We start from the raw sequence: 17,973 nt of genomic DNA, 5'->3' as shown, positions 1-17,973 counted from the left end.
AGGTGAGGTTAGGTGAGCTGTCTATTTTTGTTGGTCAATCTTTTCAATAACCTGTCTCATATAAGCCAGTACTTCATCCTTGATTTCGTTATGCTGCAGAGCATAATGAATAGTAGTTTCAATGAATCCCAATTTCTCGCCAACATCATGGCGATTCCCGTCAAACTCGTAGGCCAGGATCGGATTCTTTTCTCCCAGCTTGGACAATGCGTCCGTCAATTGAATCTCCCCGCCTACTCCCGCAGATTGCTGGCCCAGGATATCAAAAATATCAGGCGTCAAGATATAACGTCCCATAATCGCCAAGTTGGAGGTTGCTTCTTCCTTCTTTGGCTTTTCTACCAATCGTTCCGCCTCAGAGATTTTGGAAGTAAGTGCATGACCTTCAACTATGCCGTAACGATGTACCTCGTTCCAATCCACTTGTTTTACACCTACAACAGAACGCTGATACTCATCGAACACGTCTATCATCTGTTTGAGGCACGGATTCTCAGACTCAACGATGTCATCCCCTAAAAGGACGGCAAAAGGTTCGTCACCGATAAACTTACGTGCACACCAGATAGCGTGCCCCAACCCTTTGGGTTCCTTTTGACGAATATAGTGGATATCTGCCATCTCCGATGGTTTACGCACTTCATTGAGCAGATCCCATTTTTCCTTCGCAGTCAAATTATGCTCCAGCTCAAAGGAGTAGTCAAAATGATCCTCAATCGCCCTTTTGCCTTTACCAGTAACGATAATGATATCCTCTATACCAGATGCAACAGCCTCTTCAATAATATATTGAATTGTTGGTTTGTCTACAATGGGAAGCATCTCTTTAGGCATCGCTTTCGTAGCAGGAAGGAACCGGGTCCCTAATCCCGCAGCAGGAATAATCGCTTTACGGATTTTCATAGGTTAAAACTCCTTTTCAACAAAACTTACTAAATTATTCAACAATTCGAGTAACGTTTGTAAATTGCTAATAGTTTATTATAGCACTTAGTCATTGCAATGTTATATACTTTAAGTAAACCATATTATAAACTAAAAAAGATAGAAATTTGAGTACCAGATATGCCAAAATTTGAGGAGAGAGTTCTTTGGATTCAATAATCAGTAACCCTGTTTTAACGTTAGTTATTCCCTGTTATAACGAAGAAGAAGTACTGCCTGAAACTATAAGCAGACTTACGGTCATTCTTGAGGAGTTGGCAGAGAGTCACCTCATTTCTAAACATAGTAAAATGTTGTTTGTTGATGATGGTAGCCGTGATAAAACATGGGACATCATAGCATCATATAATCTAAAAAATCCTTTTGTCAGTGGTCTCAAATTGGCGAAAAATGCTGGCCATCAAAACGCTCTATTATCTGGGTTAATGGAAGCTAAAGAGACATCTGATTGTGTAATATCCGTTGACGCCGACCTGCAGGATGATCTCAATGCCATCCGAGAATTTATAATAAAATTCAAAGAAGGTTATGACATCGTATATGGGGTTCGAAAAAGTAGAACCACCGACACATTCTTCAAGCGTTCAACAGCCCAAGGCTTTTATCGTGTTATGAGTAAAATGGGAGTCAATATTGTATACAATCATGCGGATTACCGTTTAATGAGCAAAAGAGTTCTCCAGGAATTAAGCAATTTTAAAGAGGTCAATCTCTTTTTACGTGGTCTAGTTCCGTTAATAGGTTATAAGTCTACTGAAGTTTATTACGATCGACATGAACGCTTTGCAGGAGAATCCAAATATCCTTTAAAGAAAATGCTCGCTTTTGCTTTTGACGGAATCACTTCATTTAGTATAACCCCAATCCGGCTTATCTCAGCTGTAGGTTTTGCAATGTTTGGGATAAGCTTATTAATAGCTGTGTATACCATTATTAGTAAGCTCCTTGGAACCACTGTCTGGGGCTGGTCTTCTTTAATGTTGTCCATCTGGTTTATAGGTGGTCTACAACTTGTAGCACTGGGGCTCATTGGCGAATATATCGGTAAAATATATAAAGAGGTAAAACAAAGACCCAAATATATTATTGAGACCCTATTAGATTCCCAAAGTACCCTAGATACTGAAAACACAAAAAAAGTGAAAAATAGTGAAAGGGAAGCTGTGGCTGTCCAATAAACAGATGCGAACAGGTGACTAATTTGACTTTATTTCAGAATAGCTTTTTCCGTTTTCTTGTCGTAGGTGTCCTAAATACAATATGCGGCATGTCCGTCATGTTCTTGCTCTTTAATACTTTAGGGACTAACTACTGGTTATCGACCTTTATTGGTAATTCTGTAGGTGCTACTGTAAGCTATTTCTTAAACAAAAGATTTACTTTCAAAAACAATGCAAGCCATGGACAAACCATTTGGAAGTTTATCTTTATCATATTGATATGCTATTTGCTATCGTATTGTCTCAGCTATCTAATCAGCCACTTCCTGATCTCAAGTCTGAGTATTAAAAACAATGCAATTTTAGGCAATCTGTCCATCCTAATCGGGAATATTTTTTATACTTTAATTAATTATGTCGGGCAAAAGTTCATTGTTTTTTCCAAAAAAACAAAAGCCCAAAAAGTATAACGATACGAGATTCATAGTAGTTCAGATGAACTTATTGATAAAAATAGGGTATGTGCTCTCAACGCACATACCCTATTTTTTCTTTTTCTACGTTCAAATATCAAAATAAATAACTGTGATAACCTATAGCATCCTTTTACTTCACCAGCTGCCCACGTGTAACACCCAACTGATTCGTTGCTTTAAGCGTCTTCCATACTTGTGTTCCGCTGATTTCTCCGCGCAGGGCACGGTTATAGAGATCAATAACCTCATGCACTTGCTCCGGTGTCTCCTCCAAAAATTCCACGCGGTAACGAGACACGCCCAGCTCCAGGAAGTTGGACAGGTATTCCGCGCCGGATTGCTCAATCGCGTTGTATACCGTGTTGCGGCAGCCTTCGTCCACACGGACCGGATGAGACATACCAATTCGATCACGCAGGGATGCGCGATGGTCCTCACACGGACGTCCACAGTTAGTGTAGTCGGTGCCTTCACTCATAAAGGTACAGTATACGCAATGTTCAGTATGGAACATTGGCATATGCTGCTGGATCACAATCTCCAGCTTATCGGTACGCGTACGTCTGAGCATATCGACCATTTGCTGAATGTTCAGATCGTACGAAGGCGTAACCAAGTCGCAGCCGGAATCCAGGAACAGATCAGCCGCTTTATGGTTGGCTATGTTCAGCGAGAAGTCACCAATCAATTGCGGGTGATGTGCTTCCGGGTTCTCCAACCGATGTCGCAAGTAGAAATAGAGTGCCCCTGGATTGCGTACCAACACAGCATCCGGCTTCAAGCGCAGGATGTTGTTGTGGTAGCCATTTTCACCCGGCATGTGGATACGCGGGGTCGCTAGTGCAATTCGGCGGCCTGCAGCATGCACAGCCTCTACGGCTGCCGGGAATTGCTTGATGAATTCGAAATCGGCGTAAATGAATTCCACGCCGGCCTCAAGCGCAGCCTCCACCTGAGGGAGGCTACGGCACAGCGCGGTCAGCTCTGCCTGACCGCGTGCCACAGACGATGCCGGAGTCGATGCATCGTCATACACCTCGACCGTCCGCTTCGTGTACACGGGCGGTTTGGGGCGCTCGCCCGCGAGCAGTTCCACCGCCTGACGGCGGATACCGTTCAGCTCGCGCATCGGCACGATGACGTCCCCATGCAGATGGACGTCCAGCTCTTCCAGCTGGAACACCGTTCCGCCCAGTCGTCCAAACTGCTCTTCGAGCAGTTCGTGCGTCATCGGACGCTTCTGGGCAATCTCCAGTTCCAGCTCAGAGTCCACGCGGACCGTTGTGCCCTTCTGCACGTCGGTCCACCACGTCGACAGCGGTTGCCCCGGGGAGCCGCTGACCCGCACATGTACCGGGAAGACACGGTACGGCTTGTCTGTGTCATATGACTGGCGCAGACGCTTGTCCAGCGCCGGATCGTTGGTCTTCCAAATGCGGTCGCCCACGTGTACACGGCGCAGATCCACATCGTTGCGTCCCGCTACGATGTCAATGATCCAGCCTTCTCCGGCTTCGCCTTCAATCTTCACGCCCTTGCGACGGATATCGTATACGCGTCCGCCTTCTTCTTTTTGCGTGGGATCTCCCGCATCGAATACAATACCATCGCCACGCTTGAGCGGTGCATCAATACGGCAAACTACGCCATCACGAAGGATTTGTTCCACTCGGCCCAGATACACACCCCGGCTTTTCGGGAACGTACCGTCAACCAGCTTCTTGTTATTGGTTCCTTCGAGAAAACCGTGCGTAAAGCCGCGTGAAAAGCTCTGCTGCAGCTCGCGGATATCTTCTTTGCTGGTCTTGGACGTATCGCCATCAAAATACTTATCAATGGCCTTGCGGTACTTGCTGACCACATTCGCCACATATTCAGGTGTTTTCAGTCGCCCTTCAATTTTAAAAGAAACAACACCCGCGTCGATCAGTTCAGGCATCAAATCGATCGCTGCCAGATCCTTAGGTGAAAGCAGATACGTCACATCTGCCATTGGTTTCTGCTCTCCATCCACCATCAGATCGTAAGGCAAACGACATGCCTGTGCACATTCACCGCGGTTAGCAGAGCGGCCGCCCCACATTTCTGAAGTCAGGCATTGGCCAGAATAAGATACGCATAACGCTCCATGAACGAATACCTCCATTGGAAGTCTCGCCTGATCGCCTATTTTTTGGATCTGTTTCAGGTTGTTTTCGCGTCCAAGCACGACCCGTTCCATATTGTACGGCTTTGTAAACTCTACCGCTTCCGGCGATGTAATCGTCATTTGGGTAGAACCATGGATCGGGAAATCCGGTGAAATGTCGCGGATCATTTTCACCAAGCCCATATCCTGGACAATTAAGGCATCGACTCCAGCATCAATACAGGCATCGACCAGCTCCTTAGCGTCCTTCAACTCGTTTTCAAATACCAATATATTGAATGTTAAAAAACCTTTAACCCCATAGCTATGCAAAAACGCCATAATTTCAGGCAGTTCCTCCATGCGGAAATTATTCGCCCGTGCCCGTGCGTTGAACTTTTCCACCCCGAAAAAGATCGCATCAGCCCCGTTTGCCACTGCCGCACGCATACAATCCCAGTCACCGGCTGGTGCCAGAAGCTCAACATCTTCTCTTCGTACTACTGATTTCATCTTTGTCCTCCCTATATGGAGAAATAACTAATTAACCCAGAGTTAAACGTTATTTTCCAGAGCAGCGATGCTGCTTATTTTATAGCCCTATGAATTATCATCCTATCCGATCATCCCCACTCTGAACCACTGGCTCGAGGGATAAATGGCATCCAACTCAAAAAATCCGCATCACGAACATTTGCGGCATAATCATTCTTATCTTGTAACTAATCTAGTGTACCAGACTGCGCCCCAAGCTTCTACACTTTCCAAGCGATTCCTCGTAAAAATCTCTTACTAAAACATAAAAAACACCCCCATTCCCGTCAAACGGTACTTTGGAGGTGAGGAATCATATAAAACAAGAGGAACAACGAAGTAAACAGTGCTATCCAGCAAGAAGCCAAATGGAGATGGAGACTAGGCAACTTAGACGCGCTAGTAGGCCTAAGTCTTTTAGAAAAAGGCATCCTTGTGCGGTACCAGCGTACTCGACAATGAATCCGAAAAAAGGCGTTCGCGTTCGCTGATCTAAGTATCGTAAATAGCTGCCTACGCCCTTCCCTGCTTACCTCACTCATCAAAAGATTGGTGGTCTTTGGCAGGTGCCAGCGAAGCGGGCCATTTGAATCCGAAGAAGCGTCAGCGTTCGCCTTTGACCTGGGATTCTTACATATTAAATCACTTATACAATCCAAGAATCCCGGGTCAACAGCGATCGTAGGATCAAATGGCACGCGTAGCCTCTTCCCACCATACCTCGCTAATTTTTTACCCACACCTTCTACTTCACAAAATTAAACGAATTTAACGTCGAATCCAGTGCGTTGGACTGTACAGCCGTGTTGTTCGCATCATTTAATGTCGTTGTCACAGTATACGTTTTTCCGTCACGTTCCAAAACCAATTGGTGGCCCGTATAGCCAATGCCTTCCTCTATACGATGGAATGTAAAGGACACTGCCGGAACACCAGCAAACGTTACGTCCTTAACTTCCTCAACTTTGAGGTTTTTATAGTTCTTTGCTTGCTTATCGTAGAAGTCCTTGAGCTGGGATACCGTTAGTTCAAATGATTGGTCGTTGTCGATTTTGACGGAAAAACGTCCTCCAGTAAACTGGTACTCTACATCGCCCAATTCAAATTGATCGCTAATCGCGGTCCAATATCGTGGGATATTCACCGTATATTCATAGGCTTTTGAAGTCTTTTTGACCGTTTTCGTTTTATCCGTCAAATAGTCGTCTTCTTCCAACTGTCCAAAGTTACTTGCTACGGTTTGAAAATCGATTTGAAGCGAGGAGATGAGCGCGTTGAACTGATCATTTCCTTTGCTTACTTTTTCAGGCACTGCGTATTCAGCCAAATAGCGGTATCCATTTTGCTGAATCAGCACGTTGTACTCCTTGACCCATCCATCGCCAAAATTATAACGGTACTCCTGTACTAACCCTTGAACGCCTGCAACCTCCAGCGGATACGTCTTCTGTGCCTCATAAGCCGTGGACACAAAGGAATCGCTCAGCCATTTTTGCAGCTGCTGGCCCCAGTTCTCCAACTTTCCATCCGCTGGAGCTGAGGTTATTTTCACGCGGAAGCTCGATCCATCATTACTTTCATATTGCATCCGTTGATCGTCCATTTTCCAGCCTGCGGGTATGCTGAGTGACACACCGTAGTCTGGATTCCCGGCCTCGCGTGTGCCTCCTACAACAGTAGACAAGTCTTTAATACTTTTATCCTGCGCATTAAAGGAGGTCTTGAAGGAATTTAAAAGTCCTGCATACTGGGCCAGATCTTTATAATTCGTTGCTTTAGCATCGGAAAAATAAACTACATACAATCGTCCGTTGTCATAGTACTGACGATTTTCCCACAATACGCCGTCCCCATCCTTCGTAATGACACGAGCATAAGGTACCTTCGCTTTCGGGAAGGATTTTCGATCGATCACAGTTTCTCCCGTTTCCTTGGCTGCCTGCACTAATTGTTGCAACAGATCGTCCGCATTCAGTGGAACCGGCTGTGACGCTGTGTGCACCTCCATATAGTAGGCACTGTTCTCATCCATAAAAGTGGAGATACTCTCATCTCCACCTCCCTGACCGATGACGAGCCCTGTTGGATAGTTCATAGACCAGTCATAGTAACTGTTCCCGATCTGCGTCTTGCCCTCATCATTATCAATGTTCGGTGTCTCTTCAGCTACCGTGCCCGCCTCTTCTTGTGCTTCCATCCGAATAATGATTCCGGCACCATTCTTCTCCAACTTACCGCCAAGCCCTTCTGCTACTTGACGCAGAGGCACCATGAGGATACCTGATGACATTTCCGGTGGAGCTGGAAGTGTTACCTTGTGACCTCTCACCCATGCTGTACGGCTACCAATGGTTAGCGAAACAACATGAGTTCCGCTGGTGATTTTAACCACATTATCTTCAGCCAATCGGATTTTGCTGTTAAATGCCTTTTTAAACACACCAGCCGGAACCATCAGTGCACCACTTTTGGAATAGGGCTTCGTGATATTTGCATTTTGGCCGTTTACGACGGCTGTATTGCTGCCGCTTTGCAGACGCAATTCCAGCAAGTTTTTATCTTGATCTGCTGCAACTGCTGGCAAAGCAGAAAGCAGAAGGGACAATGCGACAGCGCCGACCCCCAGCTTACGCATCATTTTTCTTTGAATATGCTTCACAGTAAATCTCCCTTTAGCTTTATTTTATAGATTCAAGAGCCGTTATTGTTCACTTTCCAGTAGTTGCCCCTTGAGCTGGCTCCGATGTTTCCTTAGAAAGCGCTATGCCACCATCTTCAGCGGCTTCCGAACCGTTCGTATCTTCTCCATCTTCTCCAGACTGAATGGACTCATAGATTTCACCATTATCCTGTGTCAGTACCAGCTTGCGCTTTACAATATCACCGTCCGACTGCATAAGCACATTCACCGTTTGACCCGGTTGATAGTTTTTAAGTAGCTCATTGACGTCAATGGCCGAAGCTACACGCTTACCGTTAATACTATACAGCTCATCGCCTTCCTTGATTTTGGCCTGAACGGCATTGGCTGAAGTAATTTTCGTAACTTTCAAAGGATCCTCGGTAGGTAATCCGACGATAGCTGACCAGCTCTCTTCCAGCCCTAGACCAAGACTGGCGCGCCGAACCTCTCCGTATTTGAAAAATTGGCCGATGACATATTTCACTGTATCCGACGGAATCGAAAAGCCCATATTTTCAATACCGACCGCCGAGAATTTCATCGTATTGATCCCGATGACCTCACCCTTGAGATTGACCAGCGGACCGCCGCTGTTACCAGGATTGATCGCGGTATCGCTTTGGATCAAACGATAAGCAGCGTTGACACCACGATTCAGCCCGCTAACGACACCCGAGGTTGCCGAATTGCGAAGTGAAAAGGATATAGGCGTACCAATAGCCACTACCTGCTCACCTACCTGTAGACTGTTCGTTGAAGCTACCAAGGTAGCGGGTTTGAGGCCGCTTGCCTTGATTTTGACTAATGCCAAATCACTGATCGGATCGCTGTAGCTGTCGGTGATTCCGTAAGATTTTCCGTCCGAGGTTACAACCACGGCATCACCTAATCCTTCGATAACATGCGCATTCGTCACAATCCATCCATCTGTACGAATGATGACACCCGTGCCGTGAGCCAGATTGTAGCGATCTCCTCCTGCTACGGCCTCTCCCGTGGCTGAACGGCCAATGATACCGACCACAGAAGGAGATACATTTTTAACCACCTGCGGCACACGGTCGGCCGATAACGTATATGTACCATTTGCGCTGTTATATGCGCCGCTGGTTCCTAATGCTTTATTCATATCGCTTACGTTAACATAGACCCCACCATTAATGACTTTGGCCTTTAACGCAGTTCCACTGCTAGCTGCACCTGCCGTTCCAGAAACACATAGAGCGCTGCCCAAAGCCAGAACAACTGCCCTTTTCCCCATCTTACGCATATACTCACCATTTCCTCTCTTACATGACCCTGTTCTATCAGTTAGTCCAAATCTACCATAGAGGGGACACGTATACAATCGCTTTAAGCCCTATCTTTTTCTAAAAGGCTCCGTTTGCTACATCCCTGTCCTCTCATGCTATTTATATTATAAATTTTCCAAATCCTTATATCAAAAAAATAAGCAAAAACGATAAATAATCGTTATACCAATTAGGTCATTCCTTCGTTTACGAGCATAACCAACTATGATACCATCACATTATATCTTAGTTTTATTGTCGGAAATAAAGAATAAAATCATGAGTCCTCTATCCAAAACACTAAAGTATAAATAAACACTTGAAGGAGGTTAAAAGAATGGCCTACGAACCAATCTGGAACGCTCATCCCGATAAGCTTAACAAATTCGAGTTGGTCAAACTGGAAAAGGACGGTCTCGACGTTATCCGTACCATTATCGAAAACTATGCCAACGATGGCTATGACTCGATCTCTGCGGACGATATGGACCGTTTCAAATGGGCTGGGGTATATCAGCAAAAGCCCAAGGATGGTCATTTCATGATGCGGGTCCGCATCAACACAGGGATCATGACTTCAGCACAGGCACATGCATTGGCGGACATATCCGCGCTATACGGACGCGGTCTTGTGGATGTCACCACTCGCCAGGCGATTCAATTTCACTGGCTGACGGTCGAAAGCTTGCCCGATATTTTCGAAAGGCTGGAAAAAGTCAATTTGTATTCCTTTGAAGCCTGTGGAGACTGCCCGCGTACCATTGTCGGTAATCCGCTGGCTGGCATCGATCCCAATGAATTGGTGGATACCCAGGAGATTGTAGATGAAGTAAATCGTTTTTTCTTATTAAATCGAGACTTCTCCAATCTGCCGCGTAAGTACAAAATGTCTATCTCCGGTAATACGTACAACAATGCACAGGCTGAAATTAACGACCTGTCCTTCACTCCGGCCACCAAGATCCTCGATGGAAAAGAAGTGGTCGGCTTCCATGTGATGGTTGGTGGAGGTTTGTCCGCCAAGCCGCATATGGCACAGTCTCTGGATTTGTTTGTTCGTCCTGAGGAAGTACTGAAGGTTGCTATTGCTGTCACCACCATATTCCGTGATTACGGCTATCGGGAAAAGAGGCACCATGCCCGCCTAAAATTCCTTGTTGCCGATTGGGGCCCAGACAAATTTCTGGCTAAGCTCACCGAGTACATCGGTGAAATGCCCGGACGAGGCGAGGACAAAACAATTGGCTGGCAAGCCGCCTATTTTGACGGTGTGCATCCTCAAGCCCAAAAAGGCCTGAACTATGTCGGTCTGAACGTGCCTGTCGGTCGCCTTAGTGCTGACGAGTTGCATGAACTGGCCGAACTGGCTGACCGCTATGGCGATGGGCAGATTCGTACCACGATGTCGCAAAATATTTTGCTGAGCGGCGTGCCGAATGAGCAAGTGGATGAACTACTGGAAGCCCCCGTGCTGCAACGCCTGACACCACAGCCCAAGCATTTTATGAGCCGTACGGTATCGTGCACAGGAAATGAGTTTTGCAATCTGGCGATTGTGGAAACCAAAAAACGGGCGGTTGACGTTGCCGAGTATTTGGATCAGCACGTGCAATTGGATGAAAAGGTGCGCATTCATTTTATCGGTTGCCCGAATTCCTGCGGTCAAAAGCATATTGCGGACATTGGTCTGCAAGGCTCGCTCATAAAGACACCGGAAGGCTTGGTCGACGCGTTCGACATCGCTGTCGGCGGAGCGCTTGGAGCAGGCGCCCAGTTTAACAAAGCGCTCAAAGGTCGCGTACGCGGGGATCAGGTTGGACCTGTACTGGCAGAGCTCATTCTGTTCTACAAAGAAAACAGGAGCGCTGGCGAAAGCTTTTACGCATATGTACAGCGTGTAGGGATTCCGACTTTTCAGGAAAAGCTGTCTGCTATTTTACAGTCCAGCCACGTTGCATCCTAAATATAGAGTCTATTAACAGCCTGCTTGTATGACATATACAAGCAGGCTGTTTCTTATCCTCATGGAGCCCCGCAATATCGTTTCCCTCACTTTCATAAAAAAAGACACCGGATTACTCCGGTATCAATATTTTCGCAAAATCGAGTACTGTTGGCTTATGAGCGCCTGTTGTAGATGTCACCACCGCGTAGCCTGAAGGTATCTTATATATCAATCCCGTATCATACCGGATGCCGAAGGAATTATCCTCCTTATAATGAGTCCTCGTTTCCCACACCTTCGTACCGTTTCCTTTCAAGCCTGTAATGGTGATGCCATGCATCTTCGTGGTTTTACCCAGTGGATCATATTGATCACTGAACTGGACATACAACTGCTCCTCAGGCAGATACACCCGGTCAGCCGCATAGTCCTCTGTATTACTAAATAATTGCAGACCATTACTTAGCACCTGTGTACGCTTGCTGTTTCCTTTAAGCCCTGTTACAGCAATATGACCGCTCGGCAACTCACGTACTGCGGCAATTTCTTTACCTGATCCTAAGTCCAGATGGATGTCACGAATATCGCGACCATATACATCTGCTTGTACCCCAACGGGACCATCTGAACTGTTCAAAAGCGCGTAATATCCATTGTGACTGCCGACCAGCCAACCCGAGGTCACTCCGGCCGTCGTTCGATTCCATTGTATATCGCCAGCTTCAGTGTATTTGAGTACAGTGAAGGACTGCTCCGCAAGGTCTAGATAGGAGACCAGGAAACTGCCATCCTCCAGTGGCTCCAAACCAACCTGCGAATCCTGCCCATGAGATATCAAGCCATCTGTGGGTAATGTTTTGGACCACAAGGTGTTTCCATCCTCGTCCAATCGTGAAGCCTGCACATCTCGTATTCCGTTCGGTTTTGTATAATCAATCAGAAACAGCAAGCCCCCATCCGACGTCTCCCGCTGGACTCCACTGCTGCTTGTTCCGGGTTGTACGTTCAGATCCTGTTGATGTTTCCATACAGCCTCCACAGAACTGTCCAGCTTGCCATATGTGACGTGTACTACACTTGCTTCTGTATCGTCCTCGACGTTCAGCATAAAGAACCCACCATTCGCTGCGGGTTGAATGTAATTGTGAGCGTTTCCTAAATCCTTAATACTACCAATTGCCGCACTTGTTTCGATTTCGGCTTGTTTGGGCGCAAACGCCTCGGACACCTCGGAGGCATAGGACGGTGCAGCACTATATCCCATCAAACATGCCGCCAAAGCAGCTCCTGCTGCCCATGTATACACACGTGTACGTAAAACTCTACTTTGCTTAACCTTCAAGCGTTCCAGCTCCCTTCATGACTTCCTCAGAGATGTTGTATGAACCTCTTAGATGTGATAAAACTACAGACGGTTTCGCTTCAACTTGTAATGGTTGTCACGCGGGCACGGAACTTCGTATGATGCTATATAATCATGAGTTATATATTTACCTCTTCAAGCCCGAGCCTAAACATCCAAAACTCCAAAATTTAGAGACCACTCAGAGACTTTCTGTCGATGAATATACGTATATACTTATTATTCCAGCGCTTGGTAAACTATGTGTCACATGCTTTAACGCAGGAATTTGATAAAAGTTTTCTTTTTTTACAAAAAAAATAAAACCCTGCCAAGACGAAGGCATCAATACACTAGTTCGTATTCTGCCTTCCTGCCTGTGCAGGGCTTTTAAAACTATGCTAAACGGTATCTATAGATCGACTGTCTGAAGCGCTTGACTACGCTCTGTATCCCGTTCAAGGATCGGCTTTAAGTATCGACCTGTATAGGATTCTTCGACTTTCACGAGCTGCTCCGGTGTCCCGGTAGCCAAGATCGTTCCACCGCCACTTCCGCCTTCCGGTCCCAAATCAATCAGATAATCGGCTGTTTTAATCACATCCAGATTATGCTCAATGACCAGCACCGTCTCTCCTGAATCAACCAAACGATGCAGCACCGTCAATAATCGGTCAATATCGTGAACATGCAGGCCGGTTGTCGGCTCGTCCAAAATATAAATGGTTTTGCCCGTACTGCGACGATACAATTCGGAGGCTAGCTTCACACGCTGTGCTTCACCGCCAGACAAGGTAGTCGCAGGCTGACCCAGCTTGATATACCCCAAACCTACATCCATCAGTGTCTGGATCTTGCGATGAATCTTCGGAATATTTACAAAAAACTCCGTTGCATCCTCTACCGTCATCTCCAGCACATCGGCAATACTTTTCCCTTTGTATTTAACCTCTAGGGTCTCCCGGTTATAACGCTTGCCTTTACACACTTCGCATGGAACATACACATCCGGCAGAAAATGCATCTCAATCTTGATGATGCCATCGCCTCTACAAGCTTCACAACGACCTCCCTTAACGTTAAAGCTAAAGCGGCCTTTCTTGTAGCCTCGTACTTTGGCCTCGTTCGTCTGCGAGAATAAGTCACGGATATCATCAAATACACCAGTATACGTTGCAGGATTGGAACGCGGTGTACGACCAATTGGCGATTGATCGATCTCAACAACCTTTTCGATATGTTCTAGTCCGCGAATTTCTTTATGCTGCCCTGGACGTACTCTCGCACGGTTCAGATCACGCGCCAACGTTTTGTACAAAATTTCATTGACCAGCGTCGATTTTCCAGAACCAGATACACCAGTAACAGCTGAGAAAACACCCAATGGAATTTTGACATTCACATTTTTGAGATTGTTCTCCTTGGCTCCGCGAATCTCCAACCATTTATCAGCAGGCTTGCGCCGCTCGGTATTGACCGGAATGAACTTGCGTCCACTCAAATACTGCCCGGTTAAGGAATTCGGGTCTTCCATGACTTCCTGCGGAGTCCCCTGCGACATGATCATCCCACCATGGATTCCAGCTCCTGGCCCGATATCAATGATATAGTCCGCCGCCATCATCGTATCTTCGTCATGTTCCACCACAATCAACGTATTACCGAGATTCCGCATATGCTCCAAAGCACTAATCAGACGGTCATTATCTCGCTGATGCAATCCTATACTAGGCTCGTCCAAAATATAAAGCACACCCATCAGGCTGGACCCGATCTGTGTCGCCAGTCGGATACGCTGTGCCTCACCGCCTGACAACGTGCCTGCCGCACGGCTTAAAGTCAGGTATTCCAGACCAACGTTAACGAGGAATCCCAGGCGGCTGTTAATTTCTTTTAAAATGAGATTGGCAATCGACTTCTCCTTCTCACTCAGCTCCAGTGTATGGAAAAAGTTTGAGGCTTCACCGATAGACAAAGCTGTCACAAAAGCTATATTACGCTCTTGAATGGTTACCGACAGGCTTTCTTTTTTCAGTCGGTGTCCCTTACAAGTGTTACATGGCTTTGCACTCATAAAGCCTTCAATAAATTCACGTATACCCTCAGAAGCCGTATCACGATAACGACGCTCCAGATTGGGGATAATCCCCTCAAAGGTCACATAGGCTTCCTTACGTTGACCAAAATCATTCTCATAGCGGAAACGGATCTTCTGCTCACCCGTTCCATGTAAAATGAGGTTCATTTGTTCTGTCGTCAATTGACTAACAGGAATGTCCTGTGGAATACCGTAGTGCTCGCATACTGACTGTAAAAATTGAGGATAATAAGTGGAAGTTCCACCACTCCAAGCCTGAAAAGCCCCATCCTCGACACTTTTTTCAGGATCGGGAATGAGCAAATCAGGGTCAACCACCATTTTAACTCCTAACCCATCACAATCCGGACAAGCGCCGAACGGACTATTAAAGGAAAACATTCTTGGAGACAGTTCATCTATGCTGAATCCACAAATAGGGCATGCAAAGTTGGAGCTGAACCGCAACTCCTCTTGCCCCATAATGTCTACAAGCAACTGCCCACCTGAAAGATTCAGTGCCGTCTCAATAGAGTCAGACAGACGCGCACGCACATCTTCCTTGACTACGATGCGGTCTACGACCACTTCAATCGAGTGCTTCTTATTCTTTTCCAGCTCAATCTTCTCAGACAATTCACGTAGTTCTCCATTCACACGTACCCGTACAAAGCCCTGCTTGGCTATATCCGTGAACAGTGTTTTATGTTCACCTTTGCGGCCGGATACCAATGGAGCCAGAATCTGAAGTCTTGTCTTTTCAGGATACTGCAAAATGCGGTCCACCATCTGTTCAACGGTCTGTGAAGTGATTTCAATGCCATGTTCAGGACAATGAGGATGACCCACCCGGGCAAACAACAACCGCAGGTAGTCATAGATTTCGGTAACCGTTCCGACGGTAGAACGCGGATTCCGACTTGTCGTTTTTTGGTCAATGGAAATGGCAGGAGACAGACCGTCAATCGAATCAACGTCTGGTTTCTCCATTTGCCCGAGGAATTGACGGGCATACGCAGATAAAGATTCCACATACCGCCGTTGCCCTTCCGCATAGATCGTATCGAAAGCCAGTGACGATTTACCTGAGCCGCTAAGCCCTGTCAGGACGACGAACTTGTCCCGTGGAATCGTCACGTCAATATTTTTGAGATTATGCGCGCGTGCGCCTTTGATGATGATGCTTTCATTCGCCAAATGTTTCATCTCCTTAGCCGTAGTTCACGTCATGCTATATCGCATTGGATTATCCCATGGAAGTGATATATCGCAAAGAGAACGACCACATAGGCCGCCCTCACTATTTTTAAAAGCAAAGCAATCAAACATTTTATTTTCATATGTTTTGCTTCTAGCTTATTCTCAATGTTTAATCAGCTCGCAACTCCAGCAAAGCGTCACGCAGCTCGGCTGCCCGCTCGAACTGTAGGTTCTTGGCGGCGTCTTTCATCTCTGCTTCCAGACGCTGAATGAGTGATTGACGCTCCTTCTTGGAAAGTTTACCCGTCTCATTAGGAAGGTAATCATTCTTAGACTCTGCCACCTTAGTTGCTTCAATAACATCACGAATCTTTTTACGGATGGTTTGCGGGGTAATCCCATGTTCTTCATTATACTGAATTTGAATCGCACGACGACGTTCCGTTTCCTTTAGCGCTTTATCCATAGAATCGGTAATCTTATCGCCGTACATAATAACACGACCGTCACTGTTCCGTGCTGCCCGTCCGATCGTCTGAATCAGAGAGCGCTCAGAACGCAGGAAGCCTTCTTTGTCCGCATCCAAAATTGCAACCAGCGATACTTCCGGCAAATCAAGACCTTCCCGCAACAGGTTGATCCCAATTAGCACGTCGAAGGTCCCTAGACGAAGATCCCGCAAAATAGCCATCCGCTCCAACGTCTTAATCTCGGAGTGCATATACCGAACCTTGATGCCCACTTCTTTTAAATAGTCAGTCAAATCTTCAGACATCTTCTTCGTAAGTGTGGTCACCAGTACCCGTTCCTCACGTTCCATGCGAAGCCGTATCTCATTAATGAGATCGTCAATCTGCCCCTTGCTCGGACGCACCTCAATAATCGGATCAAGAAGCCCGGTAGGACGGATAATCTGCTGTACCATCGTTTCGCATTTCTCCATCTCATAGGGTCCTGGAGTAGCCGATACATAGACGATTTGACTTACCTTGTCCTCGAACTCTTCAAACTTCAACGGACGATTATCCAATGCAGATGGCAAACGAAAACCATGTTCTACCAGTACATTCTTACGTGCTTGGTCACCGTTATACATGGCACGAATCTGCGGCAACGTAACATGGGACTCGTCAATGACGATCAGCATATCATCCGGGAAATAATCCATCAGCGTATATGGTGTTGCTCCTCGCTCGCGGAATGTCAGTGGACCTGAATAATTCTCGACACCGGAACAAAAGCCAACCTCTTTCATCATCTCGATATCATAGCGGGTACGTTGTTCCAAACGTTGCGCCTCTAACAGCTTCCCTTGCTCCTTCAACTCCGCTAACCGCTCTTCAAGCTCACGTTCAATGTTGACCAATGCTACCTTCATCGTATCCTCATGAGTAACGAAGTGAGATGCCGGGAAAATGGCAATATGATCACGTTCACCGATCAATTCACCCGTAAGCACATTAATCTCGGTAATTCGTTCAATTTCATCCCCGAACAGTTCTACACGTATAGCGTGTTCCCCTTGGGAAGCCGGGAATATCTCGACAACATCCCCCCGTACACGGAAAGTACCCCGCACGAAGTTGATATCGTTCCGCTGATATTGAATATCGACCAAGCGGGACAAAATCTGATTGCGGGGTTTCTCCATGCCGACTCTAAGCGAAAGCAGCAAGCTTGAATATTCTTTCGGGGAACCCAAACCATAAATGCAGGAGACACTCGCTACAATAATAACGTCACGACGCTCAAACAGAGAGCTTGTCGCTGAGTGGCGAAGTTTATCAATCTCCTCATTGATGCTGGAATCCTTCTCAATATACGTATCGGAAGACGGAATGTATGCTTCCGGTTGATAGTAATCATAGTAGCTGACAAAATAATCGACTGAGTTATTCGGAAAGAACTCTTTAAACTCACTCGCCAGTTGAGCAGCCAAAGTCTTATTATGTGCAATAACCAGCGTAGGCCGATTCAACTTGGCAATGGTCTGTGCGATGGTAAACGTCTTACCTGTTCCCGTAGCACCCAATAGCGTTTGATGCTTCTTTCCTTCTGCAATTCCCTCTACCAATTCAAAAATGGCCTGAGGTTGATCGCCTTGAGGTTGGAATTCCGACTGAATTTCAAAAGTCTTATCGCTAACAACGATATCACTCATTGCCCTGCATCACCCTTATCGTCTAAAATG

At 46.4% G+C, this 17,973-nt stretch carries 10 protein-coding genes; 3 read left to right on the top strand and 7 right to left on the bottom strand.

The features are described 5' to 3' along the window. Nucleotides 1-21: 21 nt before the first annotated feature. The gene (gene galU / locus NSS66_RS13010; protein WP_028542106.1) at nucleotides 22-903 is read right to left on the bottom strand and encodes a UTP--glucose-1-phosphate uridylyltransferase GalU; all 882 of its coding nucleotides are present in this window, start codon (nucleotides 901-903) and stop codon (nucleotides 22-24) included. A 188-nt stretch (nucleotides 904-1,091) separates the two neighbouring features. Between galU and NSS66_RS13005 the strand changes: the two genes are divergently transcribed. Beyond that, entirely contained in the window at nucleotides 1,092-2,123 is a 1,032-nt protein-coding gene (locus NSS66_RS13005; protein ID WP_028542107.1) for a glycosyltransferase family 2 protein, read from the top strand. A gap of 14 nt (nucleotides 2,124-2,137) precedes the next feature. Further along, nucleotides 2,138-2,575, top strand: coding sequence for a GtrA family protein (locus NSS66_RS13000; RefSeq protein WP_256253398.1), 438 nt, complete (start codon nucleotides 2,138-2,140; stop codon nucleotides 2,573-2,575). A 136-nt stretch (nucleotides 2,576-2,711) separates the two neighbouring features. Here NSS66_RS13000 and NSS66_RS12995 read toward each other — a convergent pair whose 3' ends face one another. From NSS66_RS12995 to NSS66_RS12985, 3 genes are all read right to left on the bottom strand, one after another. After that, the gene (locus NSS66_RS12995) at nucleotides 2,712-5,222 is read right to left on the bottom strand and encodes a U32 family peptidase (protein ID WP_340959083.1); all 2,511 of its coding nucleotides are present in this window, start codon (nucleotides 5,220-5,222) and stop codon (nucleotides 2,712-2,714) included. A 766-nt stretch (nucleotides 5,223-5,988) separates the two neighbouring features. Further along, nucleotides 5,989-7,902, bottom strand: a complete 1,914-nt coding sequence (locus NSS66_RS12990; protein WP_340959082.1) for a stalk domain-containing protein — start codon at nucleotides 7,900-7,902, stop codon at nucleotides 5,989-5,991. A gap of 49 nt (nucleotides 7,903-7,951) precedes the next feature. Beyond that, a complete protein-coding gene (locus NSS66_RS12985; RefSeq protein ID WP_340959081.1) occupies nucleotides 7,952-9,196 on the bottom strand; it encodes a S1C family serine protease in 1,245 nt (414 codons plus the stop codon). A gap of 359 nt (nucleotides 9,197-9,555) precedes the next feature. Here NSS66_RS12985 and NSS66_RS12980 point away from each other — a divergent pair, with 359 nt between their 5' ends. Beyond that, complete coding sequence (locus NSS66_RS12980) at nucleotides 9,556-11,181, top strand: nitrite/sulfite reductase (protein ID WP_209940525.1); 1,626 nt, start codon at nucleotides 9,556-9,558, stop codon at nucleotides 11,179-11,181. A 112-nt stretch (nucleotides 11,182-11,293) separates the two neighbouring features. On the opposite strand, the gene NSS66_RS12975 is transcribed toward NSS66_RS12980, so the two are convergent. From NSS66_RS12975 to uvrB, 3 genes are all read right to left on the bottom strand, one after another. Further along, on the bottom strand, nucleotides 11,294-12,505 hold the full coding sequence (locus tag NSS66_RS12975; RefSeq protein ID WP_076295824.1) for a hypothetical protein: 1,212 nt from the start codon (nucleotides 12,503-12,505) through the stop codon (nucleotides 11,294-11,296). Nucleotides 12,506-12,917: 412 nt separating this feature from the next. Beyond that, the gene (gene uvrA / locus NSS66_RS12970; RefSeq protein WP_023990603.1) at nucleotides 12,918-15,779 is read right to left on the bottom strand and encodes an excinuclease ABC subunit UvrA; all 2,862 of its coding nucleotides are present in this window, start codon (nucleotides 15,777-15,779) and stop codon (nucleotides 12,918-12,920) included. Nucleotides 15,780-15,951: 172 nt separating this feature from the next. After that, a complete protein-coding gene (uvrB, locus tag NSS66_RS12965) occupies nucleotides 15,952-17,943 on the bottom strand; it encodes an excinuclease ABC subunit UvrB (protein WP_023990604.1) in 1,992 nt (663 codons plus the stop codon). Nucleotides 17,944-17,973 lie beyond the last annotated feature (30 nt).

Origin of the sequence: Paenibacillus sp. FSL R10-2748 (assembly GCF_038005565.1) — a bacterium.
Lineage (GTDB): Bacteria > Bacillota > Bacilli > Paenibacillales > Paenibacillaceae > Paenibacillus > Paenibacillus polymyxa_B.
Note: the sequence above shows the minus strand (reverse complement) of the source record. Positions and strands in the feature narration are given on the sequence as shown.

Excerpts from the sequence above, each read along its gene's own strand:
- NSS66_RS12995 (WP_340959083.1), bottom strand. The coding sequence starts at position 5,222 with ATGAAATCAGTAGTACGAAGAGAAGATGTTGAGCTTCTGGCACCAGCC.
- galU (WP_028542106.1), bottom strand. The coding sequence starts at position 903 with ATGAAAATCCGTAAAGCGATTATTCCTGCTGCGGGATTAGGGACCCGG.
- NSS66_RS12980 (WP_209940525.1), top strand. The coding sequence starts at position 9,556 with ATGGCCTACGAACCAATCTGGAACGCTCATCCCGATAAGCTTAACAAA.
- NSS66_RS12985 (WP_340959081.1), bottom strand. The coding sequence starts at position 9,196 with ATGCGTAAGATGGGGAAAAGGGCAGTTGTTCTGGCTTTGGGCAGCGCT.
- uvrB (WP_023990604.1), bottom strand. The coding sequence starts at position 17,943 with ATGAGTGATATCGTTGTTAGCGATAAGACTTTTGAAATTCAGTCGGAA.